Annotated in this window: 26 protein-coding genes; 18 read left to right on the top strand and 8 right to left on the bottom strand. The window is 57.4% G+C overall.

The annotated features are described in order from the left end of the window. Positions 1 to 106: 106 nt before the first annotated feature. From GQF00_RS04360 to GQF00_RS04350, 3 genes are all read right to left on the bottom strand, one after another. Entirely contained in the window at positions 107 to 499 is a 393-nt protein-coding gene (locus GQF00_RS04360) for an MAPEG family protein (protein ID WP_161317895.1), read from the bottom strand. Further along, positions 496 to 2,358 carry a bifunctional tRNA (5-methylaminomethyl-2-thiouridine)(34)-methyltransferase MnmD/FAD-dependent 5-carboxymethylaminomethyl-2-thiouridine(34) oxidoreductase MnmC gene (mnmC, locus tag GQF00_RS04355; RefSeq protein ID WP_161317894.1) on the bottom strand — a complete coding sequence of 621 codons (1,863 nt, stop codon included), beginning with the start codon at positions 2,356 to 2,358 and terminating at the stop codon, positions 496 to 498. The genes GQF00_RS04360 and mnmC overlap by 4 nt, the downstream gene beginning before the upstream one ends. Before the next feature lie 310 nt (positions 2,359 to 2,668). Next, positions 2,669 to 3,301, bottom strand: a complete 633-nt coding sequence (locus GQF00_RS04350) for a hypothetical protein (RefSeq protein ID WP_202560339.1) — start codon at positions 3,299 to 3,301, stop codon at positions 2,669 to 2,671. 166 nt (positions 3,302 to 3,467) lie between these two features. On the opposite strand from GQF00_RS04350, the gene GQF00_RS04345 reads away from it, so the two are divergent. Further along, the gene (locus GQF00_RS04345; RefSeq protein ID WP_237440374.1) at positions 3,468 to 5,987 is read left to right on the top strand and encodes an ATP-binding protein; all 2,520 of its coding nucleotides are present in this window, start codon (positions 3,468 to 3,470) and stop codon (positions 5,985 to 5,987) included. A 53-nt stretch (positions 5,988 to 6,040) separates the two neighbouring features. Here the strand turns inward: GQF00_RS04345 and GQF00_RS04340 are convergent, their stop codons facing one another. After that, positions 6,041 to 6,316, bottom strand: a complete 276-nt coding sequence (locus GQF00_RS04340) for a hypothetical protein (RefSeq protein WP_161317893.1) — start codon at positions 6,314 to 6,316, stop codon at positions 6,041 to 6,043. A gap of 389 nt (positions 6,317 to 6,705) precedes the next feature. Here GQF00_RS04340 and GQF00_RS04335 point away from each other — a divergent pair, with 389 nt between their 5' ends. From GQF00_RS04335 to cmoB, 3 genes are all read left to right on the top strand, one after another. Next, on the top strand, positions 6,706 to 7,152 hold the full coding sequence (locus tag GQF00_RS04335; RefSeq protein WP_161317892.1) for a hypothetical protein: 447 nt from the start codon (positions 6,706 to 6,708) through the stop codon (positions 7,150 to 7,152). A 320-nt stretch (positions 7,153 to 7,472) separates the two neighbouring features. Beyond that, entirely contained in the window at positions 7,473 to 8,204 is a 732-nt protein-coding gene (gene cmoA, locus GQF00_RS04330; RefSeq protein WP_161317891.1) for a carboxy-S-adenosyl-L-methionine synthase CmoA, read from the top strand. Positions 8,205 to 8,242: 38 nt separating this feature from the next. Next, positions 8,243 to 9,214, top strand: a complete 972-nt coding sequence (gene cmoB, locus GQF00_RS04325; protein ID WP_161317890.1) for a tRNA 5-methoxyuridine(34)/uridine 5-oxyacetic acid(34) synthase CmoB — start codon at positions 8,243 to 8,245, stop codon at positions 9,212 to 9,214. Here cmoB and GQF00_RS04320 read toward each other — a convergent pair. Next, positions 9,194 to 9,892: a diguanylate cyclase domain-containing protein gene (locus tag GQF00_RS04320; protein WP_161317889.1), complete on the bottom strand. Its 699-nt coding sequence runs from the start codon at positions 9,890 to 9,892 to the stop codon at positions 9,194 to 9,196. The two genes, cmoB and GQF00_RS04320, sit on opposite strands and share 21 nt — an antisense overlap. Positions 9,893 to 10,085: 193 nt before the next feature. Between GQF00_RS04320 and GQF00_RS04315 the strand changes: the two genes are divergently transcribed. Continuing rightward, positions 10,086 to 10,415, top strand: coding sequence for a hypothetical protein (locus tag GQF00_RS04315; protein ID WP_161317888.1), 330 nt, complete (start codon positions 10,086 to 10,088; stop codon positions 10,413 to 10,415). A gap of 52 nt (positions 10,416 to 10,467) precedes the next feature. Here GQF00_RS04315 and GQF00_RS04310 read toward each other — a convergent pair whose 3' ends face one another. Continuing rightward, positions 10,468 to 11,217, bottom strand: coding sequence for an SCP2 sterol-binding domain-containing protein (locus tag GQF00_RS04310; RefSeq protein ID WP_161317887.1), 750 nt, complete (start codon positions 11,215 to 11,217; stop codon positions 10,468 to 10,470). A gap of 232 nt (positions 11,218 to 11,449) precedes the next feature. Between GQF00_RS04310 and GQF00_RS04305 the strand changes: the two genes are divergently transcribed. The 4 genes from GQF00_RS04305 (at position 11,450) to GQF00_RS04290 (ending at position 14,977) form a co-directional block, all read left to right on the top strand. Further along, entirely contained in the window at positions 11,450 to 12,670 is a 1,221-nt protein-coding gene (locus tag GQF00_RS04305) for a DUF445 domain-containing protein (protein ID WP_161317886.1), read from the top strand. Then, positions 12,670 to 12,996: a hypothetical protein gene (locus GQF00_RS04300; RefSeq protein ID WP_161317885.1), complete on the top strand. Its 327-nt coding sequence runs from the start codon at positions 12,670 to 12,672 to the stop codon at positions 12,994 to 12,996. Before GQF00_RS04305 ends, GQF00_RS04300 begins: the two co-directional genes overlap by 1 nt. 160 nt (positions 12,997 to 13,156) lie before the next feature. After that, positions 13,157 to 13,606 (top strand): phasin family protein, encoded by a 450-nt coding sequence (locus tag GQF00_RS04295; RefSeq protein ID WP_161317884.1) that lies wholly within the window; start codon positions 13,157 to 13,159, stop codon positions 13,604 to 13,606. Positions 13,607 to 13,852: 246 nt separating this feature from the next. Next, positions 13,853 to 14,977, top strand: a complete 1,125-nt coding sequence (locus GQF00_RS04290) for an enoyl-CoA hydratase/isomerase family protein (RefSeq protein ID WP_161317883.1) — start codon at positions 13,853 to 13,855, stop codon at positions 14,975 to 14,977. A 200-nt stretch (positions 14,978 to 15,177) separates the two neighbouring features. Here GQF00_RS04290 and GQF00_RS04285 read toward each other — a convergent pair whose 3' ends face one another. Further along, on the bottom strand, positions 15,178 to 16,116 hold the full coding sequence (locus GQF00_RS04285) for a folate-binding protein YgfZ (RefSeq protein ID WP_161317882.1): 939 nt from the start codon (positions 16,114 to 16,116) through the stop codon (positions 15,178 to 15,180). A gap of 109 nt (positions 16,117 to 16,225) precedes the next feature. Between GQF00_RS04285 and GQF00_RS04280 the strand changes: the two genes are divergently transcribed. Both GQF00_RS04280 and GQF00_RS04275 read left to right on the top strand, forming a co-directional pair. Further along, positions 16,226 to 16,486 carry a succinate dehydrogenase assembly factor 2 gene (locus GQF00_RS04280; RefSeq protein WP_161317881.1) on the top strand — a complete coding sequence of 87 codons (261 nt, stop codon included), beginning with the start codon at positions 16,226 to 16,228 and terminating at the stop codon, positions 16,484 to 16,486. Further along, the gene (locus GQF00_RS04275) at positions 16,452 to 16,844 is read left to right on the top strand and encodes a hypothetical protein (RefSeq protein ID WP_237440373.1); all 393 of its coding nucleotides are present in this window, start codon (positions 16,452 to 16,454) and stop codon (positions 16,842 to 16,844) included. The genes GQF00_RS04280 and GQF00_RS04275 overlap by 35 nt, the downstream gene beginning before the upstream one ends. A gap of 69 nt (positions 16,845 to 16,913) precedes the next feature. On the opposite strand, the gene nadB is transcribed toward GQF00_RS04275, so the two are convergent. After that, positions 16,914 to 18,512, bottom strand: a complete 1,599-nt coding sequence (gene nadB / locus GQF00_RS04270) for an L-aspartate oxidase (RefSeq protein WP_161317880.1) — start codon at positions 18,510 to 18,512, stop codon at positions 16,914 to 16,916. A 297-nt stretch (positions 18,513 to 18,809) separates the two neighbouring features. Here nadB and rpoE point away from each other — a divergent pair, with 297 nt between their 5' ends. The 7 genes from rpoE to lepB all read left to right on the top strand — a co-directional run bounded on the left by rpoE (position 18,810) and on the right by lepB (position 25,636). Continuing rightward, on the top strand, positions 18,810 to 19,394 hold the full coding sequence (gene rpoE, locus GQF00_RS04265) for an RNA polymerase sigma factor RpoE (RefSeq protein ID WP_161317879.1): 585 nt from the start codon (positions 18,810 to 18,812) through the stop codon (positions 19,392 to 19,394). Between the two features lie 4 nt (positions 19,395 to 19,398). Then, positions 19,399 to 19,968: a sigma-E factor negative regulatory protein gene (locus GQF00_RS04260; protein WP_161317878.1), complete on the top strand. Its 570-nt coding sequence runs from the start codon at positions 19,399 to 19,401 to the stop codon at positions 19,966 to 19,968. A gap of 3 nt (positions 19,969 to 19,971) precedes the next feature. Continuing rightward, complete coding sequence (locus tag GQF00_RS04255; protein WP_161317877.1) at positions 19,972 to 20,937, top strand: MucB/RseB C-terminal domain-containing protein; 966 nt, start codon at positions 19,972 to 19,974, stop codon at positions 20,935 to 20,937. Next, complete coding sequence (locus GQF00_RS04250) at positions 20,937 to 21,416, top strand: SoxR reducing system RseC family protein (RefSeq protein WP_161317876.1); 480 nt, start codon at positions 20,937 to 20,939, stop codon at positions 21,414 to 21,416. The genes GQF00_RS04255 and GQF00_RS04250 overlap by 1 nt, the downstream gene beginning before the upstream one ends. A 10-nt stretch (positions 21,417 to 21,426) precedes the next feature. After that, the gene (locus tag GQF00_RS04245) at positions 21,427 to 22,863 is read left to right on the top strand and encodes a DegQ family serine endoprotease (RefSeq protein ID WP_202560338.1); all 1,437 of its coding nucleotides are present in this window, start codon (positions 21,427 to 21,429) and stop codon (positions 22,861 to 22,863) included. A gap of 182 nt (positions 22,864 to 23,045) precedes the next feature. Continuing rightward, positions 23,046 to 24,845 (top strand): translation elongation factor 4, encoded by a 1,800-nt coding sequence (gene lepA / locus GQF00_RS04240; protein ID WP_161317875.1) that lies wholly within the window; start codon positions 23,046 to 23,048, stop codon positions 24,843 to 24,845. Next, on the top strand, positions 24,845 to 25,636 hold the full coding sequence (lepB, locus tag GQF00_RS04235; RefSeq protein ID WP_161317874.1) for a signal peptidase I: 792 nt from the start codon (positions 24,845 to 24,847) through the stop codon (positions 25,634 to 25,636). The genes lepA and lepB overlap by 1 nt, the downstream gene beginning before the upstream one ends. Position 25,637: the final 1 nt, after the last annotated feature.

Below are 25,637 nucleotides of genomic sequence, written 5' to 3'. Positions count from 1 at the left end.
TTCCCGTCACTGCCCGCGCCAACGGGTTGAACGCGGGTACGGACGTTCAAAACGTGGCAAGTTCTGGCGCGATTCGTAGCTCGAAGCAGGTAGCTCGCAGCTATCTTTAGAGGATCAGCAACTGCACACCCGTGGCCACAATCACAATCCAGCTGGTGACTACACCGATTTGGCGGGGCAGGTTGGCGCTGGGTTTCGGAAACAGTAGGCCGTAGGCATAAAGGATGCGGCCACCCACGAGCAGCAGTCCGTAGATATGCAGGGCAGTATCGCCACCGCCGTTAAGTTCCAGCAGGGCCATCAGGATCAGGGCCATGGGCACGTATTCCACGGTGTTGCCGTGGGCCCGAATGGCGCGGTTGCCGTCCTTGTGACCGCCATCACCCAGGGAGACGTGCTTGCCCAAACGGAAGCGCACCACATTGGCGGCCAGTGCAATGATCAGGAAGCCGCTGAGGGCGGCGTAGATGGCAGTAATCGGCAGGCTCACAAGATTCATGGTTTCCACTCAGGTTGTTTGCGTCGTTTGCGGACAATAAACCGTTCCGGGGCGAGGGCGTCAACCAGTTGTTGGTCTACGGGCAGCGGAGAGTTACAGATCAGATCGGCAAGGAGGTCCGCACACAGTGGTGTACCGGTGATGCCGCGGCTGCCGTGGGCCACGTTCAGGTAAATGCCGGCGGCGCTACGGTGAGGATTCTCCGCGGCCACGGGCAACGGTCCGCACAACGGCAGAAAGTCGATGCTCTGGCAGCGAAAAGCCACGCGCCGCTCGACGATCTCGATGTGATCTCCACCCAGTTGCTGCCAGTACTCAGGCAGATAGTTTTTCAGCTGGGCGAGGTTCTCGGCATCATCACTGTCGCAGGGCGCAGGATCCGGATTGTGCAGGTTGAAGGTGGCGCCAACGCAATGCAGTCCGCTCAAGGCCGGTGTCAGATAGCCGCCATGGCATCGCGCTTTCTCCCAGCGGCTGGAGGCTTCCGTGGCGCGGCAGTAACTGACTTGTCCACGAATATGTTTGAGCGGCAGCCATTCCAGCCCCGGCAACCTGGCGGTGCTGCCGGCGGTGCACAGCACAATGGCATCGGCGGACAGGTGGCGGCCGTCAGCACAATGGGCGATGGCGGGATTGCCTTCCTGAACACCGGTGACGGTGCTCTGGATGAGGGTGATGTTCGGATGTTCCAAAAGCTGCCGACACCAGACTGCGGGTTGAATATAACCGCCACCGACCAGTTCAACCGCCTGATTGCCGGCGGCACGGAGTTGTGCCTCCGGCCAGGCGCCGGTTTCCATGGCCTGATTCAATTTGTCTTTTTGTTTGTCATCCACGAAGTGCTGAATGACTCCGTTCAGACGTCCCTGATCAGGTTGGTCCGGGAACTGATGCCGTTTCAGCCAGCGAAGCGCATGGTCGTAGCTTTGCTGGTAGAAACGGTTCTGGGGCGTGAGGTGTGCGCTGGGGGTGCTGTAGACCACGCCGGCCAGGTTGCCTGATGCCTGAGAGGCGACGCCGTCAGGGTCTGTGACGGTGACCTGACAGCCCCGCTCAGCCAGGGCCCTTGCCGTGGTGGCACCGGCAAGGCCAGCGCCCACCACCAGTATGCTGGGGCGGGCTTGTTGTCTGGCCGGTGAGGCGGTATTCATTGTTCCGGTGAGCATATGGCGCTTGTGGCCAAAACCGTTGCGTTTTTCCATTTGAAAGCCCGCTTCCTGCAAGCCGCGACGTACAAAGCCGGCGGCAGTGAAGGTGGCCAGGGTGGTGCCGGGGCGGCTAAGGCGTGCCAGCTCGGCGAACACGGCGGGTTGCCACATGTCCGGGTTGCATGCCGGAGCAAAGCCGTCCAGAAACCAGGCATCCATGGGATGGTTGAACAGCCGCCAGAGCTGCTCGGCTTCCCCGTAGAGCAGGGTCAGGCTGATGGCGGGGTGAAGCTCCAGCCGGTGCTGGCCAGGTGCTGGCGCTGGATATTCGGCCAGAAGGCTAGCGGCCAGAGGCGCCAGTTCTGGCCAGTGGGCCAGGGCAGTTTGCAGATCTTCTGGGCGGAGTGGGTGTTTTTCCACCGAGACCAGATGTAACCGGGCGCCCTTTGGGGCTTGTGCCAGAAACAGCTGGGCAGCAAGCAGACAGTTTAGCCCGGTACCAAATCCTGTTTCCCCAATGACAAAATACTGGTCTGGCGCCATGGTCCTGAATCGATCCGCGAGCCGGTTCCCCTCAAGAAATACATAACGGCTTTCTGCCATGCCGTCCTGCCTGGAGAAGTACGGATCATTATAATCTGTGGCAACGGGAGTGCTGTCTTGCCAGTCCAGGTTGGCGGGCCGGATGGGCGCAAAGGAGGGGGTCGTCATGAGTTACTGGCTTCGAGTTGTGAGCTACGAGGGACAGGCTGCGAGCCTCAAGCTGCAACGCGAATGCCGGGCGGTCATGGGGGGGAGCGCCGGAGCCGCGACGAAAGATGAGGTGTAGTGTCCGGGGTAAAAGAGAAATATACAGGCCAGAGGCTTTGGCTGCGAGCGACAAGCGGGATAGAGTGAGTTGGAAAAATTCCTGTTTCTCTGCTGTTCCCGGGCACGTTACATTGTCTTGATGAGATCGCCGCACGGAGCCGACCAGGGCGCGTACAGCACGGACAGCACCGCCTGATGTCGCAACCTGAAGCTAGTTTTGTGCGGCCTTGAATTCCGCCAGGGTGCGTTTGGCCTGTTGTAGCAGCCAGCGGGTGCTTTGCTGATAGCTGGCGTTGCTGATGCGGATAAAGGTTCCATCCACCAGGGTGATCAACAGAGACTGGTTCTGGATGGGACGGTTGGGCTCGATCCAGCGCATCTGGGCCTGGGCGGCAGGTTCGCCTTCGAGATCCATCAGATTCTCACTGAGGATGGATAGCGCATTTGCCGGGTTGCTCAGGGCCTTCTGGACACGCCGTTGCCGGGCTTCACTGTAATAGCTGGCGACAGCACGTTGGGGATCCATGGTGTCCCAGCCGGCCGGCAGGTTGGTGAGAATTATTTGCAGGTTCTCCTGCCGGGAGTCATCCACGTAACGGAAGGTTCGGGCGGTATCCGAGCTAATTTCTCCGTCAAGTTTGAGTCCGGACAGGGTCTGGGGAAGCTGGAAGCGCGACAGATCTGTGCGGTTTGCTGGCATGGAGTAAGGCACGGTTTTGCCGTCGGACTGTTCCACAGTCAGCGGTGGCAGTTTCCTGGCGTAGTGGTGCGTCTCGGCTTCACGCTCTGTTTGCCGGGCGTTTTGGCAGGCTGAGAGCGCGAGACCGGCTGTAATAAGCAACAAATAGCAAACTTTTACAGTTTTGGGGCGTCGACTGGTGCAAGGTATTGTTGTCATCAGGAATGCAGTGTCTTGGTGTCGCAGCTAAGTGGCAAGATGGAATAGTAGCCCTTTTCGGGACTGGCCGATGGAAAGACCATCACATAATGGATTGCATACGGGAACGGCCATGGCGATGTTGTTTGCCATTGTGACGGTTCCGTTTCTGATTGCTCTGGCGCTGATTATGCAGCACCGGATGCAGATTCTGGAAGCCAATGCGAGCATGCGCCAGGATCTGATGTTGTTTGAAAATGGCTTGGCTGCGCTGCGCCCGCTGCAAGACATGCGGGATTTTGCTCCGGTTGCCATTCATACCCAAGATGCGGAAATCCTGTCCCGCTATGAGCTCAGTCGTGCTCGCACGGCAAGCCGTATGCATGCTTTTCTTGAATCCCTGCGCGAACGTAACCTGCCTGCCCTGAACGATCAAGCCGGCCTGATCAGCGAGAGCTGGGCCGGGTTAACGGTGAAGACCGGCATCCCCATTGAGGATGTATCTGGTCCCTTTGATAACGTCAATCAGGTGGCGGACAGGGTCGCGAGCACGCTGTCTACCATTCTCTATATTTCCGACATGTCCATTGGTCCCGGACTGCAGCCCAATGAAGTGTTGTCGCTGCCGCTCAGTTCTTTTCGCAAGAGCGAAGAGAATATCGGCCTGATCCGGGCCCTGGCACTTTACGTCAGCTTGCGTGGTGGTTATCTGGGAGATAACGATGCCCGCCGCATGGAGAGTGCCTGGCAGCAGCTGCAACGGGAATTGACCATTATTGATGGGGAGATCAAGGCGCTGGCAGCGCGAACCGGGGCGGTGCAGCTACAGCAGCAATGGCGACTTGTGCGTCAGGAGATTCAGGATTTTCTCGACTGGACTGAACAGGATCTGATTCTGGCACCCCAAGTCACCCTTACCTGGGAGCAGGCCTACGACCGCAGTCGCCACGCCATCCAGTCGCTGGATGGTATGTCTGACATGCTTATGGAGCTGGCGCAAAAGTTGCTGGAGGCTTCCCGGGAAGACAAGGTCAATGAAACCATCCTCCTGATTGCCGGGGTGGTGCTGGTCTATCTGCTGGTGCTGGGGCTTGGGATGATGGTTTATCGCAATAATTCCCGTGCCATTAGCGCCCGTGCAGAAAGTCAGGCCAAGGATCTGTTTCTCGCCCGCATGAGCCATGAAATCCGTACACCGCTGAATGGGGTGATCGGGCTGGCGGAATTGCTGAGGGAAACAGACCCCTCCCCCCGGCAGCGTGAGTATATTGCCCTGATCGACAGTGCAGGGCGAACCCTGAGCGCGCTGATTAACGATGTGCTGGATTTCGCCAAGATTGAAGCCGGCAAACTGGAATTGGTCAACGAACCCTTCGATCTGCCAGGTGTGCTGGTGGAATGCGCCCAGATGTTCCAGCTCTCCGCCAGTGATAATGGCGTGCTGGTGTTGTTGGATGTGGACTCCGGCACACCGTCTACCGTTGTCGGGGATGAGGTGCGGCTACGTCAGGTGCTGATCAACCTGCTTGCCAATGCGGTGAAGTTTACCCGTGGGGGCAGGGTCGTGTTGTCCCTGAGCTGTCGGTACTCCCCGGGAGCGGATCCTCTGCTGACCTTTGCGGTCACTGATACGGGGATTGGTTTGAGTCAGGAAGAGCAGTCTCGCCTGTTCCAGCATTTCTCTCAGGCTTCACCGGATACCTCACGCCGTTTTGGCGGGACCGGCTTGGGTTTGTCAATCAGTCATGAGCTGGTGAGCCTGATGGGCGGGGATATCCGGGTAGACAGTGCACCAGGGCGGGGCGCCAGATTCAGTTTCAGCATTCAGTTGCACGTGGATGAGGCCGCGTTACCCATGGCCGAAATGGCTGCGCCTTCGTCCCTGCTCTGGGATGTACAGGGTAATCTGGCTGACTGGGTTGGTGACGATGCGCGTTTTCAAAAGGTGCATTCCCTGCCAACCGCGCCAGACCTTGGCCAGATGCCGGAAAAGTATGGCCGGCATTTGCTGATCAATGGTCTGCCCTCCAGTGAGGCGTTGCGGGAGGTTATGGCATGGCTGGAAGCGAGCAGCCCGGAAACGTCGGTGATTTTGATGCTGGGTATGCGCAGTGAAGTGCCGGACTGGTTACCAGAGCAAGTGCGTTTGCTGAGGCGATCAGTGTTGACCGTTCACGAGCTGCTCCACCTCTTTTCCGGGGGCATAACAGTGGGTGGGGCGCCGATCCGTCAGGAAGCGGTAGCGTCCATTTCACAGTTGAATGTGCTGGTGGCTGAAGACAACCCCATTAACCAGCTGGTGACCCGTGGTTATCTGGAGAAGCTGGGGGTGGAACAGGTGGAAATGACCAATAACGGCAGGCAGGCCCTGGAGGTATTTGAGGCCAGCGAGGAGCCTTTTGATCTGGTGCTGATGGATCTGGATATGCCTGAGATGAACGGTTTTCGGAGCGCGGCAGCCATGCGTCAGGTTGAGCAGCGGGAAGGACGCTCTGCGAGCTTGATCCTTGCCCTGAGTGCCCATGCGGTTGACGAACAGGCCTCCGCAATTCGTCGCGCTGGTATGGACGGACAGATTATCAAGCCGCTTTCACTGGCAGCCATGTCCCGTGTACTTTCCGAGTATCTCGGCCTCAAAGCCAGTGGAGGCTAACGGCTGGTGCACGTTTTCCCCTACTCAGCCAGAGCTCTTCCCGGGAGCCCCTCTCAAGGCATCAAATATTCGAGATAGTCCTGCATGTTGGCGGGCAGCAAAGGGCTGCAGAGTACCAGAACTGCCAACGTCAGTAACATGCCGCCTTCGGCGGCCCAGGCCAGATGGCCGCGCATCAAATGCACGACGAGCCCCAGACTGGCCAGCAGTGCACCAGAATAGACACAACTCAGGCTGACCAGCTGTAGCGACCAGCGAATGTCGAGTACAGCGATAACCAGGCCGCTGAGAGTCAGAGTGACGGCAAGGAGTGTTACTGGGCTGATCATGGGCGAGCGCCTTGCTGAGATTCGGGGGAACTGCGCGGTATCCGTTGTGGTGAATGACATGGAGAGTGCTTCCTGTTTGCCAGCCTCCGTGCTGGGGTGGTAGCCATTTCGGCATTATTTATTTACTTCTTTGTGAGCAGGCAAGTTACATGCCTGTTTCTGTCGTCTCTGTACAGCGGCGCCTCGATTCATGCGCCAAACTCCGGTTTTCAATGCCAAGATCAGCCTCAGGCATTACAAAAATATGAATTTGGCCCGAATTTCGCATTGCCATACGTCATAAAAGATCAATGTTTTTGCCTCATAGTAGTTACACTGTGTAATTATTTGTTCGTATAATTCGCCCCGTAACAAATTCAATGACTAACCAGAAAGCAGAGGAAAGCGTCATGAGGATTCTTGCAAGTGCAGTGCTCCTGGCTTGTGCATCCACGTCACAGGCTCAGATTGATCAGGCAGTAGTCGGGCAATTGTGTCAGGCAGCTGGTGAAGACAGCGCCTTTGGGGTGCTGGTAGATGGCCTTATTGAGCGGGACGCAATGACGTTGTCCGGTGGCGAGGAGCTGCTTTCCCTGCAATGCGGCCAAGGGCAGACGGTGTTGTCCCGTATGGTCCTTTCCCGGCAGGCGGAAAACCTGGAATACGCAGTGATCGATATGGGACTTAGCCTGTCTTCATCGCAGGTGGAACTCAATGGGAAAACCCTCGTTTTGTCTGATGCCATGCAAGTGCTGGCGGCGAAAGGCGATGCGCAAACCCGGGACTTCGTGGAAAGCTACCTCAGCGATCTGGCTGATGAGGATTTCAACCCGAACCTGTTGCTGAGCCTCAAATAACCCCGCTGCTTTCTGGTCTTCCCTGCAATGCTGCTGTTGCAGGCATTACGCCCGGCATTGCCCGGGCGTTTTTGCGTTATGTGGCATAAGCAAGCGGCAAGGTTCAGCGCGAATTGGTATTTGCACATTGCCAGCGTCTTAACTCGCGAAGAAATGTCTGTGTGCGGGCTGGGTCATGAACAGACCGTAATTTCATCGCGCCTGCGCCTTGTCGGTCGCATCTTGCAACCCCGTGCCATTTGTCACTCCCTGGTTATCCTCTACATCCCTGAAGTCTCAGCGGCTATAATCCCGTCCGCAATGCATTAACCGGGGCCCTCATGTCGGATCAGCTGGACAACATTTACGCCACCGCTCATCAGCAGGTAGGGCGATTCTCCTTCGATGAGACCGTGGTCCGTGTCTTTCCGGACATGATCCGTCGCTCTGTGCCGGGTTATCCGACCATCATCGACATGATCGGGGTGCTGGCGGCCCGTTATGCCCAGCCAGACACCAGCCTCTATGATCTGGGCTGCTCTCTGGGCGCAGCTACTACCGCCATGGCCGCGCTGACCGAGCAGCAGGGCAATCCCGTGATTGCCGTGGACAACTCCCCGGCCATGATCAAGCAGGCCTCCATGCTGCTGGATCATGCTGGCCTTGCCGAGCGGGTTTCGCTGGTAGAAGGGGATGTGGCGCAAATGGCCTTCGAGCCCTGTTCCATGGCGGTACTCAACTTCACCTTGCAGTTTATTCCTCTTGAGCATCGTGATGGCTTCATCAAGCGACTCGCAGCGGCCACGGCCCCGGGGGGGATTCTTGTGTTGTCCGAGAAGATTCGCTTCGAGGATGATGAGGAGAATGCCCTGCAGACCGAACTGCATCATGCCTTCAAGCGCAACAATGGCTACTCGGATCTGGAAATCAGCCAGAAACGAACAGCGCTGGAAAATGTGCTGATCCCCGAGACGCTGGCGGATCATGAAGCGCGGCTTCGCGCAGCGGGGTACCGTCATATCCATGTCTGGTTCCGCTGTTTCAACTTCATGTCGTTACTGGCGGTGCGCTGAGGCGCATTTCCAGTGTGACAGTCACGAATGATCAAGCCATGAATCTGAATACTTATTTGCAGGACTGCGATACCGCCCTGGCCGAGACTTTTGCGGATGCCCCACGTCATACGCTGCTGTCGTTGACTCGTGAACGGTTGATTGAACGCCCTCATGGCGACTTGCCGCGCTGGATGGCGGCGCTGGAGGCATTGCCAGCAGGACCTGCGGAGTGTGAGCTAGGCGCGGATGCACTGCGCATAGGCGTCGCGGGTGAACAGGATCCAAAAGCCGTGAGGGCTGCACTTGAGGGGTTGATACCCTGGCGCAAGGGGCCGTTCGATTTCTTCGGCGTTGCGGTGGACACAGAGTGGCGCTCGGACTGGAAGTGGCAGCGAGTGGCGCCACACCTTTCCCCCCTGGCGGGGCGGCGAGTACTGGATGTGGGCTGTGGAAGTGGTTACCACTGCTGGCGGATGGCGGCGGAGGGTGCCGCCCAGGTGGTGGGTATCGATCCGACCATTCTGTTTCTGGTGCAGTATCTGGCAGTGAAACGGTTCGCGCCGACAACGCCGGTGTGGTTCCTGCCAGTACGCATGGAGGAGATGCCGGCGGAACAGCAGAACTTTGATACGGTGCTGTCCATGGGGGTGTTGTATCACCGCCGCTCACCGCTGGATCATATTCTTGAATTGAAAGGCGCACTGGTCAGTGGTGGCGAGTTGGTGCTGGAAACTCTGGTAGTGGAAGGCGATGAGCGCACAGTGCTGATGCCGGAAGACCGTTATGCCGCCATGCGAAATGTGTTTTTCCTGCCATCCGTGGCCATGCTCAAGATCTGGCTGCAGCGCTGCGGCTTTGAGGATATTCGCTGCGTGGATGAGTGCACGACTACCCTTGACGAGCAGCGCGCCACGGACTGGATGCGCTTCCAGTCGCTGCCCGATTTCCTGGACGCAGAGAATCCGTCCCTGACCCGAGAGGGTTATCCGGCGCCGCGCCGTGCGGTGCTAGTGGCTCGCAAGCCCTGACTCAAGCCGGGTGGAGAGCTCCAGCAGATGATCCACCACCCTCATCCGCTCGTGTTCCGGCAGCCTGGAGAATGCGGGTTTGAGCGTGTCGAGTAAGTCCTCATCGCTTGTTTGACTGGCCTGGGCTACCAGGCTTGCGGCCAGGCTGTTTTTGGCCGGCACAGAGGGGGTGTCCAGGTTCTGTCTGGCAGTGTCAGACAGGATCAGTTGCTGATTGTTGTCGGGGTTTTGCAGAAGCTTCAGGGTGGCGTCAATCAACGGTTGTGACTCGGAGTTGTCCAGATTTTCGCAGCCATGCAACGCTATTCGTAGCGATATCGGTATCTGGAACTCATCCAGCTGAATCTCTTCGCCGCGCAAGCGTGATATCAGCCGCTGTGCAAGGCAGTACCCACCATGAATGTCTGTCGCCGGGAGGATAACCAGCATGATGTGGCTGTCCGGGTTGATGACGAGCAGGTCTTCACATCTCTTGAATTGCTGCAGATGTTCAGCGAGTACACGTATCAGTGTTTCCATGCGTGTTTCGCCGATGTCGGCAAGCAGGCTGTCGGGCTCTTCCACATCCATGGCGAGCAGGGTCACCGGGTGATGATGGCGCTGGCATAAAGACAGTGCCTGCTTAATGGCTAGCTGGTTGTGACTCTCTGCAAGACTTTGGGCTGTCGCGGCAGTCATTGGCACCTGAATCCAAAACGGTAAGATGCTTTCCCTGCGAGTGTATGGCGTCCTGCCCACAATGATCCTAGTCGGTTCCCTGTACGCTGGCAGTCAGTGCATACTTTATTTAACAACAATGCCGGGATTTGTAACGCTGTAGCACCTGATTTCAGGGGTTTCAGCTGCATTCACGGGCTGCAAGAGGCATATCATGAGTATCTTCGCAATTATCGTCAGCGCGGTGTTGAGTTCGCTGCTGACTCTGCTGGTAGTGGCCATCTGGGGGCATTTCTATTTTCAGCCTCGCTTGCGCAATACCCTGCAGCGCGAACTGGATGAACAGGTGGAGTCAGCGGCCAGGGTGATTTCAGAGCGGGTTGAGGAGGGGGTGCGTCGTGGCCTGGTGGAGGGGGTGAGAAACCTGCCCTCAAAGGAGATGCTGGAAGGCGCCAGCCGCAGCCTGGCACGCAGTGGCGCGGAGCTGGTCAGCGATCGACTGAATCAGATCTTCGGGGGGCCGCGCAAGGATCGTAAGGGGTAGGGCGCGGTGTGCAGGAACTTCGACTCACTGAACGTTGAGGCAGGGTCCGCAGTCAGTTTCTTGCCGGGAGCAAGCGCGCCACCAGGCAGGCGATGCCAAGGCTGAGCATGGCCAGGGACAACATGTCCTGTTGCAGGGCGTGCCAGGTCAGGGACCAGAGATCGGCGGCTTTGAGAACGGAGAGCAGCACCAGCAGGGTGCCTGTGAGGGTAAAGAACAAATCCAGCTTGCGGTTTCTACGCAGTTCCCCGCGCAGCTGCTGCAATTCCTCGAGAATGTCTTCCTGCAATAACTGTTGGTGTGCAACCTGTTCGGCCAGCTGACCCATCTGTTCCGGGAGGGTGGCCAGTTTTTCAAGCCACACCGGGTCCTCCCGGCGCAGCACTGCCAGCAGTTCCTTGAGACGAACATGGTCGTCCAGCCAGTTGCGTATCAGGGGCCAGAGGCTGAACTGATCAATCAGGGCGGTGAGTTGACGAATCTGGTCTTCATGGCCAGTAACGCGCAATTCTTCCTGATCCTCCAGCGGGTTGCTGGAAAACAACCAGTGCAGCATGCCGCCGAGTGGGCCACGGATGCGCACATCGACGTTCCCTTCATACTCGGGCAGTAGCTCAATACCGTCTTCGTAGATCAGCACGTACAGTACCCACATGGGGCGCTCGGCGCGGATGCGCACAACGGTGCCATGCAGATCTGCAAGATGCTGCTGTCCGGCGGGGGTGGCAGTGAGCGCCTGATTAAGTGCACTTTCGAGCCCGCCAAGCACAATTAACTGTGGAAAGCTACCGGTTTGGGCCATAGATTCTGACGGTTCCTGTGCTGTATGAGGCCGGTTTGTTTAGTTGAGTCTTCTTTCTGTTGCCAAAAATTACGTTATCTTGCTTATATTTGGAAACCCGGCTCCCTATACTATGCATTTTCATAACAAGACAACATTGGCTTATTTGACCGGGATGGGTGAACACGCAATCTGTTTACATTCTGTTGCGCCTGTTACTGTGCGGCAGCCCTTGGAGGGGAGTAGTTACTAAATGCTGGAATCTTTGCTTGCGTACCCGGATTTCTGGAAGTACGTCAGTATTCCGTTTATTGCAGGTGCTGTTGGCTGGACCACCAACTGGATGGCGGTTCAGATGACCTTCTATCCCCTGGAATTCGTTGGGGTGCGGCCATTCTTCGGCTGGCAGGGGATCATCCCGTCCAAGGTCGAAAAGATGGCCGGGATCGTGGTCGACAAGGCACTTTCCAAGTTGGGTAGTCTTGACGAATTTTTTCGGGAAATGGAGCCGGAGAAAATCTCTGCCCACCTGACCCGCACCATCCAATCTCGTATTGAAGAATACACTGACGAAGTCATGACCGAGCGTAATGCCGTGCTCTGGGAAAATCTCCCATTGCTGGTACGCAAGCGGGTCTACAGCCGTGCGCGACGGGCGATTCCCTCGGTGATGGACAGCGTGGTGGATGATATCAGCCGTAATCTGGATAACCTGGTGGACATGAAGCACATGGTTATTTCCCAGATGGCGGAGGATAAACAGCTAATGGTTCAGATGTTCCGTGAGGTAGGTGATCCGGAATTTCGTTTTGTGACCAACTCAGGTTTGTATTTCGGCTTTCTTTTCGGCCTGATCCAGGTGCCGGTCTTTATCCTGATGCCGGAAAACTGGGTGCTTCCGTTGTTTGGTTTCATCGTCGGCGTTGCAACCAACTGGTTGGCGCTGAACCTGATCTTCCGTCCGTTGAACCCGGTCAAGGTGGGCCCCTTCCGCGTGCAGGGACTGTTCCTGAAACGGCAGAAGGATGTGGCGGAGACGTTTGCACGTCTTTCCACCGAGGAAGTTATCACCCTGCGAAATATCATGTACCAGGTGGTGAACGGCCCTCGGGGGGACCGCACAAAGGCGCTGATCAAACGTCATCTCAAGCCATTATTGAACGGCGGTGTTGTTCGCACTGCAGCGCAGCTGACGGTGGGCCCGGAAGGGTATGCGGATCTCAAGAAAGCAGTGGAAGAGAAGGCTGTGGATCTGGCTGTGGAGCCGTTTGAAGATCAGGGCTTCAACCGCGAACGTGGCGCGCTGGTAGAGAAAATCATGTCTGACCGGATGCAGGCTCTAAGCTCGGAAGAGTTCCAGGATCTGTTGCGCCCGGCCTTTCAGGAAGATGAGTGGATCTTGATCGTGGTGGGTGGCTTCCTGGGGGCGACTGCGGGTCTCTTCCAGTTGCTGTTCATGTTCGGGGCCGCCTGATGGACTCGCTGCAGATCGACATTGCCACCCTGGGGTGGCTGTTGTTTGCAGCAGCAGGGGCTTCCTCTTTGCTGACACTGATTCTTGTCGCGGTCCTCGGGCACTTCGTTGTGGGGCCCAGGGTGGAGCGAAAGATCGATGTTCGTCTGGAAGAAGGTGCCCAACGCCTTGAGGAGAACCTCCGTAAACGGTTTGTGGATCTGCTAACCGGACGGTCGCGGGAGGTAATTCGTGATCGGGCCAGGGATCTTGCACGGGGTATGGGGTTGATCGGTGGGGTACGACGATCCTCCCTGGATGAGTCAGATGATGATGTGGATCGCTAATTCGCTGAGAAATTGATCACATAAACAAAATTTGCCGGATTGTTCGACAACTCTCCGGCTTTCCGTTTCAAGCCTTTCCTATAATTATTCCACGCGTTGAAGATGTTGTGTGTTGTTCCCGCTGCATTCGCTCGTGGAATTGCCTTCGGGAGTTTGGACCATGTCCGACGAAAATCAGAATCACAATGAGAAAGACGGGCGAGCGAACCCGCTGAAAGCACTGACTGGTGCTTCCAGAGATATTCGCAAATATACCCACCAGATCTGGCTGGCCGGTCTGGGCGCTTTCGCTCGCGCTGAAGAAGAGGGCAGCGGTTTTTTCGATGCTCTCGTTGAGGCGGGGCGTGAAGTGGAAAAACAGACCAAGGACAAGACAGAGTCCCGGGTTGAAGAAATTAAAGAGCGGGTTCGCCATCACACCGGCGAAACCATGGAAAAAATGGAAAGAGCCTTCGATGATCGGCTGAACAAGGCATTGTCCCGCCTGGGCTTGCCGAACAAGCGCGAAGTCGAAGAGCTGGAACAGCGGGTGCAGGAGCTGACTCAGGCCCTGGACAGTGCTGAAGAGAAGGCTCCAACGGCTAAACGCTCGCGCAAGAAAGGCGAGTAATCCAAACAGTGTTGTAGCGCACACCGCTAACCCCTTAGTGGTGTCTTTTAACGGGTACCCGCCTTGGGTACCCGTTTTTTTTACTTTTTTCCCTACCTCGAAGGCGGCCAGTGGAGCGCAGGGTTTCCCTTCTGTTTTGGATGGTCTTGCTCAGGCGCCGTCGCAAATCACCAATGAAGGTATCGGTTGCCTTTGTTAGTATCCATGGCCATTGAATGGCGCCGTTAAGCCGGCTTTGGAGAGAAAGTGTCTGATTGCGTATTGTTTTCCGAATTGCCTACCGCCTGTGGCCAAGTTATTGCACGGGCTACCCTGAATGCCCCCAAGGCCCTGAATGCGCTTGGGCTGGATATGATCCAGGCACTGGATCGCCAGCTCGATGAGTGGGAGCAAAGAGACGATATCGTTGCGCTCTGGCTGGATGGTGCCGGCGAAAAGGCATTTTGTGCGGGTGGTGATATCGTCCAGATGCACAAGTCCATGGTGAAGCATGCCGGAGAGGGGCGTAATCCGTTTACCGAGCAGTACTTTGCTGAAGAATACGCGCTGGACTATCGTCTGCACCGTTCCCGCATCCCGGTGGTGGTTTACGGGGATGGTATTGTCATGGGCGGAGGTATGGGGCTGTTGCAGGGCGCCGATTTCCGCCTGGTGACGCCGCGCTCTCGCATGGCCATGCCGGAGATCACCATTGGTCTGTTCCCGGATGTTGGCGGCAGCTGGTTTCTCAACCGGTTGCCTGGCAAGGCCGGGCTGTTTCTCGGCCTGACCGGTGTGCACCTCAATGGACGCGAGGCTGTGGAAATCGGTCTCGCGGACCGGATGGTGGAAGATGATGCTGACGCGCTGCTGGCATCTCTGGCCGGACAGCGTTTTTCATCGGAACCTCGTGATAATAAGGCCGTGCTATACCGTCAATTCAAGGAGCAAGCTGCCGATATGGAGGCTCTGCCGCATCCTCTGATCGAGCACCTTCCCCTGATCAATGTCTTGTGTGATGGCGAAAATCTCCAGGTCGTTGTCGAGCAGTTGTTATCGGCTACTGAGCGCGACAGCTGGCTGGACCGGGCGCTGGGTAATCTCGAAAAGGGTTGCCCGCAAACGGCGCATCTGGTCTGGGAGCAGCTGGAGCGATCCACCTATCTGTCCCTCGCGGAGGTGTTCCGGATGGAATGGTGCCTGGCCGTGCAGTGTTCTTTGCACGGGGATTTTCGCGAAGGGGTAAGGGCTCTGCTGATCGACAAGGATGGGAAGCCGGGCTTTCGCCACCGGAGTGTTGCTGATGTGCCTCGATCCTATATTGATGGCTTTTTCCGGTGTCCGGCACCGGAGCACCCCCTGGCCAAATTGGGTAGGGAAAGCGTCGCCTGAGAGTGTCCGGTAGTGGGCAGGAAGAGGGTGCCACTGGTGCCTTTTCTTTCACCCTTATTCGGCCAGGATTCTGGAGGTTGTCTAGCAGAGTCTGTTGAGCTGTTGGCCTTATTTGTCCGCAAGGTAACCAGGCCTTGGCTGGTTAAACCCCGGAACTGAGCATTCATCCCCGGGGCCTTGCTGCTGCGTCAGATGTCCAATTAGTCCTTCCAGGGCAGGGTGTAGGGCAGTTTCCCCAGCTGGCTGTTCAGCGGTGTGTGGTCTTTGTAGAGTACGCCGTCGCTCTCGCGGCGGAGCACCACCAGAGCGGCTGAGCTTGTGGCGGTGTTGGCACTGATGACTATTTCGCCAGCAGCCTTCCCGTCGGCATCCCTAAGTGTTTCTCCCGGGAGCAGGTCGATCCCGGTTTTTAAGTCGATACGCTGCATGCGTTGCTTGAGCTTGCCCTTGAAGTGCATGCGTGCGACCACTTCCTGACCGGTATAGCAGCCTTTCTTGAAGTTCACGCCACCGGTCACGTCGTAATTGAGTACCTGGGGTAGAAACAGGTCTTCAGCGCCTGGATAGACCATGCCTTCCCCGGCATCGATGTCGGCGAGCAGGGCCGCATCGGCATTGGCGGGCTGACGTCCGCTGCTCAGCTGTTGCCAGGCGGCTTCGGCCTGATCGCTGTCAGGGATAAGCAGGGCGTGGTCCGTGTTGGGGTAGCGCAGCCACAGGCCCAGATCGTTGCGCAGGCTTTGCCCTGGCTCGGGCAGGCCTGCGGGCAGTTTCCCGGCCAGCATGATCAGGGGGGTATCCTCAGTCTGCTCAAATTCCACCTTGGCACGCAGGCGATACTTCATCAGCGCCTTGATCAGGGCGTCACCCATACCGGCGGGCGTGAGCAGCAGGTAGTCATCGCCGTCGCGAACGATACGTACGCTGACCACTCCCCGGCCTTTGAGGCTGAGGTGCATGCCAGTGAGATGAGCGCCCTGATCCACCTCACGCAGGTCACAGGAAAGCTGGCCTTGCAGATAGTGGCCGGCTTCTGCACCGTGGGCGCGGACCAGCGTCAGATGGGTTGCCGGCGCCAGGTAGGGGGCCTCGGTGGCCGGTGTCAGGGATTGCTTGGCGAGGAACGCAGACCAGCTCATGGGACTCCTGTTGGAACCTGTATAGTGAAGTATCGAGAATTCAGCGGGCATGATAGATAATGCGCGCGCAGTCTGAAAGTCACACGCTACCGAGCAGGATCCGGATGCAATGAGCAATGAAGAATTGAAACGTAAATACCGCTGGCAATGCCGGCGTGGTGCTTCCGAGGTGGAAGTGGTGCTGTATGCCTACCTGGATAATCATTTTGACCAGGATACGGACCAAAACCGGGCCCGGTTCGAGCGCCTGCTGGCCTGCCAGGATGCGGATATGTTCGAGTGGTTTACCTACCGCAGTGAGCCGCAGGATGACGAGATGCGCGAGTATGTGAAACATGTCCTCAAGCTGGTCGCCCACGGTAAAGGTTGAGCTTGCGCCTTCCCGCTATCCTCGCTGGCTGCAATGGCTGGCGGGGTTGAGCGTGGCCCCGGTGGTCTGGCTGGTGGCATGGCCATGGTGGGCTAAAAGCTTGCTGTTGCTGGCTATTGTCCTGTTGCTGCGTGGTTGGCGTTTGCCTGTCATCGGGATGATGGAATTGCGGGAGAGTATGCTGACTGTCTCCACTCACAAAGTGCAGGTCCTGGAGCGGCCGGGTCGCGTGATACGGCTGGGCCCCTGGTTGGCCATGCAGACGCCCAAAGGGTGGCTGCACCTGTTCGAGGACCAGGCGCCCCCGGAGCAGCTGCAGCCGATTTATCAGTGGCTGTGGGTGAATCGGGTTAGATGATGGCTACAAGCTACAAGCTACGCTCAATTGGATTAGCGAATGCCAAAAAGTTCCCGATTTGCGGCTTGCCTAGAACGTCCCCGGTACCAGAATCGTATCCACCGGATTCTCAATGCTGTCCGGATAATCCCGCATGAAGTGCAGGCCGCGACTCTCTTTGCGTGACAGGGCCGACCGGATGATCAGTTCGGCGATGACCACCAGGTTGCGCAGTTCCAGCAGATCGTTGCTGATGTGGTAGTTGCTGTAGTACTCGGTGATTTCGTTTTTTAACAGTTCTGCCCGGTGCAGTGCCCGTTCCAGCCGTTTTTCTGTGCGCACGATGCCCACGTAGTCCCACATGAAACGACGCAGCTCGTCCCAGTTGTGGCTGATGACCACGTCTTCGTCGGAATCTGTCACCTGGGATTCATCCCATTCTGCATCGTCGCGGGGTAGCGGGATGGAGGCCAGGCTGGCACTGATATGGTCGGCACTGGCCTTGCCGTAGACAAAACACTCAAGCAGTGAGTTGCTGGCCATGCGGTTGGCGCCGTGTAGACCGGTAAAGCTGGTCTCGCCGATAGCATAAAGACCGGGGACATCGGTCTGGCCGTGCTCGTCAATAATCACGCCACCACAGGTGTAGTGGGCGGCGGGCACTACCGGCATGGGGTCACGGGTAATGTCCAGCCCCAGTTGCAGGCACTTGGCGTAGACGGTGGGGAAGTGCTCAATGATGAAGTCGGCGGGTTTGTGGCTGATGTCCAGGTAAAGGCAATCTGCGCCCAGTCGTTTCATCTCGTGATCGATGGCCCTCGCGACCACATCGCGGGGTGCCAGTTCGCCGCGCTCGTCAAACCGGTGCATAAAGCGTGAGCCATCCGGCAGCAGTAAATGTCCGCCTTCGCCGCGGATAGCCTCGGTGACCAGAAAGCTCTTTGCCTTGGGGTGATACAGGCAAGTGGGATGGAACTGCATGAATTCCATGTTGGCCACTCGACACCCTGCCCGCCAGGCCATGGCGATGCCATCTCCGGTGGCCACATCAGGGTTGGAGGTATAGAGGTAAACCTTGGATGCGCCGCCGGTGGCAAGCACCACGGAGCGGGCCAGGATGACATCGGTTTCACCGGTAAGGATGTTATGGATATAGGCGCCACAGCAGCGTTTCTGGCCTTCATGTTCCTGCAGAATCAGGTCGACGGCCACACGATGCTCGAACAGGGTGACATTGTCCCGCTCCTTCACCTGGCCGATCAGGGTGCGGGATATGGCTTTACCAGTGGCGTCGGCAGCGTGAATGATGCGCCGATGGCTGTGGCCGCCTTCGCGAGTCAGGTGGTAGGGCAGGGTGCTGCTGTCATCACCGCCATCCAGACGGGTGAAATCGACACCCAGATCAATCAGCCAACGAATGGCGTCGGGGCCGTTTTCCACGGTAAAGCGCACCGCATCGTCATGGCACAAGCCTGCGCCGGCCACATGGGTGTCGGCCACATGGCTTTCCAGGGAATCTTTCTGATCCATGACGGCGGCAACGCCGCCCTGGGCATAGTAGGTGCTGGCACTGGTCAGCTCTCCCTTGGAGAGCAGGGCAACCTGACACTCATCGGGCAGCCGCAGGGCTGCAGTGAGTCCGGCTGCGCCGGAGCCAATGATGAGTACATCGTGTCGGTAGGTAGCCATGGGCGGTCCTGTGTGGATGGCTTGGAATCGGCGCCAGTATAGCGGTGAAACGGGTGGTGGCTAAATGATGGAAATGTCGGCGGAGCGTATTTAATTGCTGTTTATTGGAACTGATCAGCCCTTGGGGAGTCGGAAACATTCAGAAATGAGCGGGTATTGTGAAAAGCTTGCTAAATCAAGGCTCTCCACAGCCTCAAATGTGGTCGTAATGATAACAACTGCTACAATAGTGGGTTATGGGGTCGGGAAACCGGCCAGGCAGATACTCACGCATTTCGCGAAAGATCCGGGGGATCGGTGTCAGACGAACAGTTGGTGAAGAAAGCCAAATCCGGCGACCAGCGTGCCTTTGAGGTGCTGGTGCGCAAGTATCAGCAGAGAATTTTCGCGCTGATCAGCCGTTATGTACGCGACCCGGACGAAGTGCAGGATGTGGCTCAGGAAGCCTTTATCAAGGCCTGGCGTGCGCTACCCCGTTTTCGGGGGGATAGCGCCTTTTACACCTGGCTTTATCGCATCGCTGTGAATACCGCCAAGAACCACCTGGTGGCCGCTGGTCGGCGCCCACCTCGGTCAGACCTTGATGCGGCGGAGGCTGAACAATATGCGGGGGCAGAAATGCTGCACGAAATTGGAACCCCGGAGTCTCTGGTGTTGTCAGAAGAACTGGAGGCAGTGATTCACTCGGCTATCGAGGCACTGCCCCAGGAGCTGAAAACGGCTGTCACCCTTCGGGAGTTCGAAGGTCTCAGCTATGAGGACATTGCGGAAGTGATGGACTGTCCGGTTGGCACGGTGCGTTCGCGCATCTTCCGGGCACGGGAAGCGATTGATACGGCTGTTCGGCCCTTGTTGGGCACGCAGCGAGGCGATAAAGGGTGAGAGTATGAACAGGGATTTGGAAACGCTATCTGCCTTCCTTGACGGAGAAACCAGCGAGCTGGAAACCCGTCGTGTGATGCGTGATATCGACGAGTCGGAGCTGGAGACATTGTCTCGCTGGCAGCTCGCACAGGATGTGTTGCAGGGGCATTCCACCATGAAGGTGCCAGTGGATTTCAATGCCAGCCTGTCTGCGGCGCTATCTGCTGAAGGTGCGCCGGCAAAACGGCCGGCCTGGCTGGGAGGCATGGCTCGTCTGGCAGTGGCGGCTTCTGTGGCTGCCGCTACCGTGGTGGGCTGGCAGACCTGGGAAGGCAATATCGGTGGAGCCGGTGATGTTACGCCTGCGCTGGCGGCTGCCCAGGACTCCCGTTTGAACCGTCCTTTTGCCGAGGCATCGCTGGTGTCTCAGTCCTTCGGTACCAGCGCTACAGCGACAACGCCGGTGACGACATCGCCGCGGGTTAATGAAATGCTGTTGCGACACAGCGATTTCGCCGCGCGTAATAGTGGCCAGGGCATGATGCCTTTTGCTCGCCTGGTCAGTATGGATGCCCGTAGCGGAGCCAAATAACGGATGAAGTTGCGTGCTCTAGCCTTTTCCCTGTCCCTACTTGCCCCTCTGATGGCGCCGGCGGAAGAATCGCCGGCGCACGCCCAGCTCCAGGCCATGTCCCAGGCCAACAGATCCCTCGAATACAGCGGTCGCTTTCTTTACCAGTTCGGTGCAGAAGTGAGCACCATGGAAGTGAGCCACGCGGTGATCGATGGCCATGAATATCAGCGATTGACTCACCTTGATGGTCGTCTGGTGGAAGTGCTCCGCCGGGGAGACGAGGTGATCTGTGTGCATCCGGATCGTAGTCTGACCCGGATGCGAAAGGGGCAGGCGGGGCCGATGGCCCTTGCCCAGCGTCTTGCTGATGATGTGCCGGATCAGTACAACATTCTGGTGGATGGTGATGGGCGCGTTGCCGGTCGTCAGGCGACCCGGGTACGTGTAGCACCGCTGGACACCCACCGTTATGGCTATCGTCTGTGGATGGACAAGGAATCCAGTTTGCTGCTCAAGTCTGAAGTGGTGGATGGCAGCGGCGTGGCGCTGGAACGGGTTGAGTTTGTCAGCCTGGATCTGGCGCCGGGGCTATCCCTGGCGCATTTTGATATTCCTGCATCGCTGAGCGAGAGCAAGCTGCAGCCTCTGGGGCAGGGCCACGAGGCCAGCCACATGCGAGTGGAAACAGACTGGTTGCCTGCAGGGTTTGTGGCTGCGGACCAGGATTGGCGCAGTGGCGATGGTAAACGCAAGCCCGTGGCTGCCCAAGGGTATTCCGACGGTCTGGCGGCCTTTACGGTATTTGTTGAAACCGTGGGCGAGGGCGCCGTGGAAGAAGGCGTAAGCCGAGTGGGGCCAACGGTGGCAGTAAGCCGCCGTCTGACCGCGCCCAGCGGAGCGTACCTCATTACGCTGGTTGGCGAAGTTCCCCAGTCCACCGCCGAGCGTGTCATCCAGGGTGTTAGCGTCAGGGACGCACGCCACTGATGATATACGAGCAGGGAGTGGTAGTGGCTGTGGCCCCGGATGCGGTCTGGGTAGAGACAGTCCGTGCCTCAACCTGCGGAGCCTGCAAGGCCAAATCGGCCTGCGGGCATCACCTCATCAACCAGCAACAATCCGGTCAACGGGCGCGCTTACGGGTGCCGGTGAGTGCCGCATCCCAATATCAGGTCGGTGATTCTGTCACTCTGGGGCTACCGGAAGGTGCCCTCATGCGTGGTGCGCTGTGGGTCTACGGTTTGCCACTGCTACTGCTTTTTCTGGGGGCGCTGCTCGGTGCCTCTCTTCCTGTTACGGCCATTGATGCCTCGGCGCTGCTGGGCATGGGTGGCTTGTTGGCTGGCTTCGTGATTAATCGTGTTTTGAGTCGCCGAAGTGGCCATAATCAGGCATATCAACCTGCTCTGGTGTCATCAGGGGATGATGAGTGCCAGGTGATTCAGGTCCAACCCGTAAAAAAATAAGGAGAACTCCATGCGAAGATTGCGCCCTGTGGCCGTGTTCTGGCTGATGGTGGTAATCAGTTTTTTGGCTGGCTGCTCCGATTCCTCCTCCGATGCTGAACGCCCCGCGCCACTGGTTACTGGTCTGCCGGACTTTACCCTGTTAGTGGAGAAGGAAGGCCCGGCGGTGGTCAATATCAGCACCGTAACCCATCAGGAGCAGGGTGATCTTAGTGATCAGCTGGAGCAGGTTCCGGAGTTTTTCCGCAAGTTCTTTGAGCAGTTCGGCGGGGAGGGAATGCCTTCCGTGCCGCAGGAACGGGAAGCCCGTTCTCTGGGATCCGGCTTTCTGATCTCCACTGATGGTTATGTACTGACCAACAATCATGTGGTGGCTGAAGCCGACGAAATCATGGTGCGTCTGCAGGATCGACGTGAGCTGAAGGCTGAGCTGATCGGTGCCGACGAACAGAGTGACATCGCCTTGCTGAAGGTGGAGGCTGAAGACCTGCCGGTGGCGGATATCGGTTCTTCGGCCAACCTGAAAGTGGGTGAGTGGGTGTTGGCGATTGGTGCTCCGTTTGGATTCGACAGCAGCGTGACAGCCGGTATTGTCAGTGCCAAGGGGCGGAGTCTGCCCAGCGACAGCTATGTGCCGTTCATTCAGACGGATGTGGCAATCAATCCCGGCAACAGCGGGGGGCCCCTGTTTAACCTGAGCGGTGAAGTGGTCGGTATCAACTCCCAGATTTTTAGCCGCTCCGGTGGCTATATGGGCGTGAGTTTTGCTATCCCCATTGATATGGCCATGGATGTGGTGTCCCAGATCAAGGAACACGGCAAAGTCAGCCGGGGCTGGCTGGGTGTGCTGATTCAGGAAGTGGACCGTGATCTGGCTGAGTCGTTTGGTCTGGATCAGCCTCGTGGCGCCTTGGTGTCGCAGGTGCTGAAAGGGTCCCCAGCCGAAGAGGCAGGGGTGCAGCCGGGCGATATCATTACCGGGTTTAACGGCGAGGCGATTTACCGCTCTTCCGAGTTGCCCCGTTGGGTGGGGCTGGTGAAACCGGGTGAGGATGCCGATCTGACAGTGATTCGTGACGGTGAGGAAGAGAGCCTGACCGTGACTATCGGTCTGTTGCCGGATGATCCCGCGCTGGCCATGCGCGGCGGCGCTGAGCCGGGTCAGGAGGGTGCGGATGCCCTTGGCTTGCAGGTGCGGACGGCCTCCGAGGCGGAGCTGGCGAAGTTTGGGCTGAAGGCCGGCGTTGTCGTCACCGATGTGAAGGAAGGGCCCGCCAGGGAGGCCGGGATTGTCACCGGGGATCTGCTGGTTACGCTGAACAATATTCCCATGGAAAGCCCTGAGCGTTTTGCTGAGGCAGTGGCCAGCTTGCCGGAAACAGGCACGGTTGCCGCGCTGATCAACAGGGATGGGAACCCCCGTTTCCTGGCTCTTAAGCTGAAATAGGGCGTTTGGGGGCAGAATTTCACGGTGCAGTATGGCTGTACCGTGCAACTGCCCCCTGTTATCCGCTAGAATCGCGGCCCTTGTTTGCCGTTTTCTGATTTCTGGTGCCACTGGTACTTCGGTGGTGTAAGGCCCTGTTCTGTCAGGGCCGGTGCGGCAGCGACTGATTGCTTACAGGCCCTATGACTGACATCTCGAATATTCGCAACTTCTCCATCATCGCTCATATCGATCATGGCAAATCCACTCTGGCAGACCGTTTTATTCAGGTCTGTGGCGGACTCTCCGAGCGTGAGCTCAAGGAGCAGGTGCTGGATTCCATGGAATTGGAGCGGGAGCGTGGCATTACCATCAAGGCACAGAGCGTGACGCTCTATTACAAGGCCCGTGATGGTGAGACCTACCAGCTGAATTTCATCGATACCCCCGGCCATGTGGATTTCTCTTACGAGGTATCCCGCTCCCTCTCAGCCTGTGAAGGGGCCTTGCTGGTCGTTGATGCGGCTCAGGGTGTGGAAGCCCAGTCGGTGGCCAATTGCTATACCGCCATCGAGCAGGATCTGGAAGTGCTGCCGGTGCTGAACAAGATCGATCTGCCCCAGGCCGAGCCAGATATGGTGATCAACGAGATCGAGGAAATTATCGGTCTGGATGCCCACGATGCCTGCCGCGTGTCTGCCAAGACCGGTGTCGGCATCGATGAGTTGCTGGAACAGCTGGTGGAACGAATCCCCGCCCCGGAAGGGCGCCGTGATACGGACCTGCAGGCGTTGATCATCGACTCCTGGTTCGATAATTACCTTGGCGTTATCTCTCTGGTCCGTGTGAAGGAAGGCGTTCTCAAGAAAGGGGACAAGATCCTGGTTAAATCCACCGGGCAGACCCATGTGGTCGATCAGCTGGGTATCTTTACCCCCAAGCGCACCGAGACAAAGCACCTTGAAGCCGGGGAAGTGGGCTGGGTGAGTGGCAGCATCAAGGACATTCATGGTGCCCCGGTGGGGGACACACTGACGCTGTCCAAGACCCCGAATGTAGAGGCTCTGCCCGGGTTCAAAAAGGTCAAGCCACAGGTTTATGCGGGCATGTTTCCGGTGAGTGCGGATGACTATGAAGATTTCCGCGATGCGCTTGCCAAACTGACCCTCAATGATGCCTCCCTGTTCTTCGAACCAGAGACCTCTGATGCTCTGGGCTTTGGTTTCCGCGTCGGTTTCCTGGGCATGTTGCACATGGAAATTATCCAGGAGCGTCTGGAGCGAGAATACGATCTGGATCTGATCACCACGGCTCCGACGGTAGTGTATGAACTTCTGCTGTCTGACGGTGAGACGATTCACGTGGACAATCCGTCCAAACTGCCGGAAGGCAACAAGATCGAGGAATTCCGCGAGCCCATTGCCCGGGTGAATATCCTGGTACCCCAGGAATATGTGGGCAATGTGATCACCCTCTGTGTTGAGCGCCGCGGTGCCCAGATCAATATGCAGTATCTGGGCAAGCAGGTCGCGTTGACCTATGACATTCCCATGGCCGAAGTGGTGCTCGACTTCTTCGATCGCATCAAGTCGGTAAGCCGGGGCTTTGCGTCCATGGACTACGCTTTTGAGCGTTTCGAAGCCACCAAGCTGGTGCGTGTGGATGTGTTGATCAATGGTGACAAGGTGGATGCCCTGGCCATGATCTGTCATCTGGATCAATCTGCCTATCGCGGCCGTGCCCTGTGCGAAAAGATGAAAGAGCTGGTGCCGCGACAGATGTTCGATGTGGCGATCCAGGCCGCCATTGGCAGCAAGATTATTGCCCGCCAGACCGTGAAGGCGCTGCGCAAGAACGTGACCGCAAAATGTTACGGCGGTGATGTTTCCCGTAAGAAGAAACTGCTCCAGAAGCAGAAAGAAGGTAAAAAGCGGATGAAGCAGGTCGGTAATGTGGAGATACCACAGGAAGCCTTCCTGGCTGTGCTCAAGGTGGATGATTAATGGATATTGATATTGGCTTCTGGCTGTCCCTTGCGCTGCTGATTACGGTGGTGGTGTGGTGTGTGGACCGGGCACTCAAGCTGAAGCAGAAAGGGGGCGCGGTTGGCAGTGCCGTTGAAACCTCCAACTCCCTGATTTCGGTTTTCTTTGTGGTGCTGGTGATTCGCTCGTTTATTGTAGAACCTTTCACTATTCCGTCAGGTTCCATGCTGCCAACGCTGCAGGTAAACGACTTTATACTGGTCAACAAATTTGCCTATGGGCTGCGCCTGCCGGTAACCAATACCAAGATCATTGAAACCGGCGAGCCGGAGCGTGGCGATGTCATGGTGTTCAAGTTCCCTGAGAACCGGAACCAGAATTTCATCAAGCGGGTCGTTGGCCTGCCTGGGGATAAAATCAGGATTCGTGATAACCGTTTGTTCATCAACGATGAGCTGGTATCCCGTAATGTGGTTCGTGAAGTGGATAATGGCCGTTACTGGCAATCTGAGTATATTGAAACCCTCGGAGGGGTAGATCACTTCATCTGGCAGGAAGGCAAGGTCAATCCGTTCACTGGAAAGAAAGTCTCCAATATGAGCATTGATGGCGAGTGGACCGTGCCGGAAAAGGCTTACTTCGTGATGGGTGATAACCGCGACAACAGCAACGATAGCCGGGTTTGGGGTATAGTGCCGGAAGGGCTGGTGATGGGTGAAGCCTTCCTGATCTGGATGCACTGGAAGCCGGTTTTGTCACTGCCCAGCTTTTCCCGAAATGGCGCCATAGACAAGGTGGAGGCGAATTAAA

The sequence above is a fragment of the Alcanivorax sp. DP30 genome (genome assembly GCF_009882945.1).
GTDB lineage: Bacteria > Pseudomonadota > Gammaproteobacteria > Pseudomonadales > Alcanivoracaceae > Alcanivorax.
Note: the sequence above shows the minus strand (reverse complement) of the source record. Positions and strands in the feature narration are given on the sequence as shown.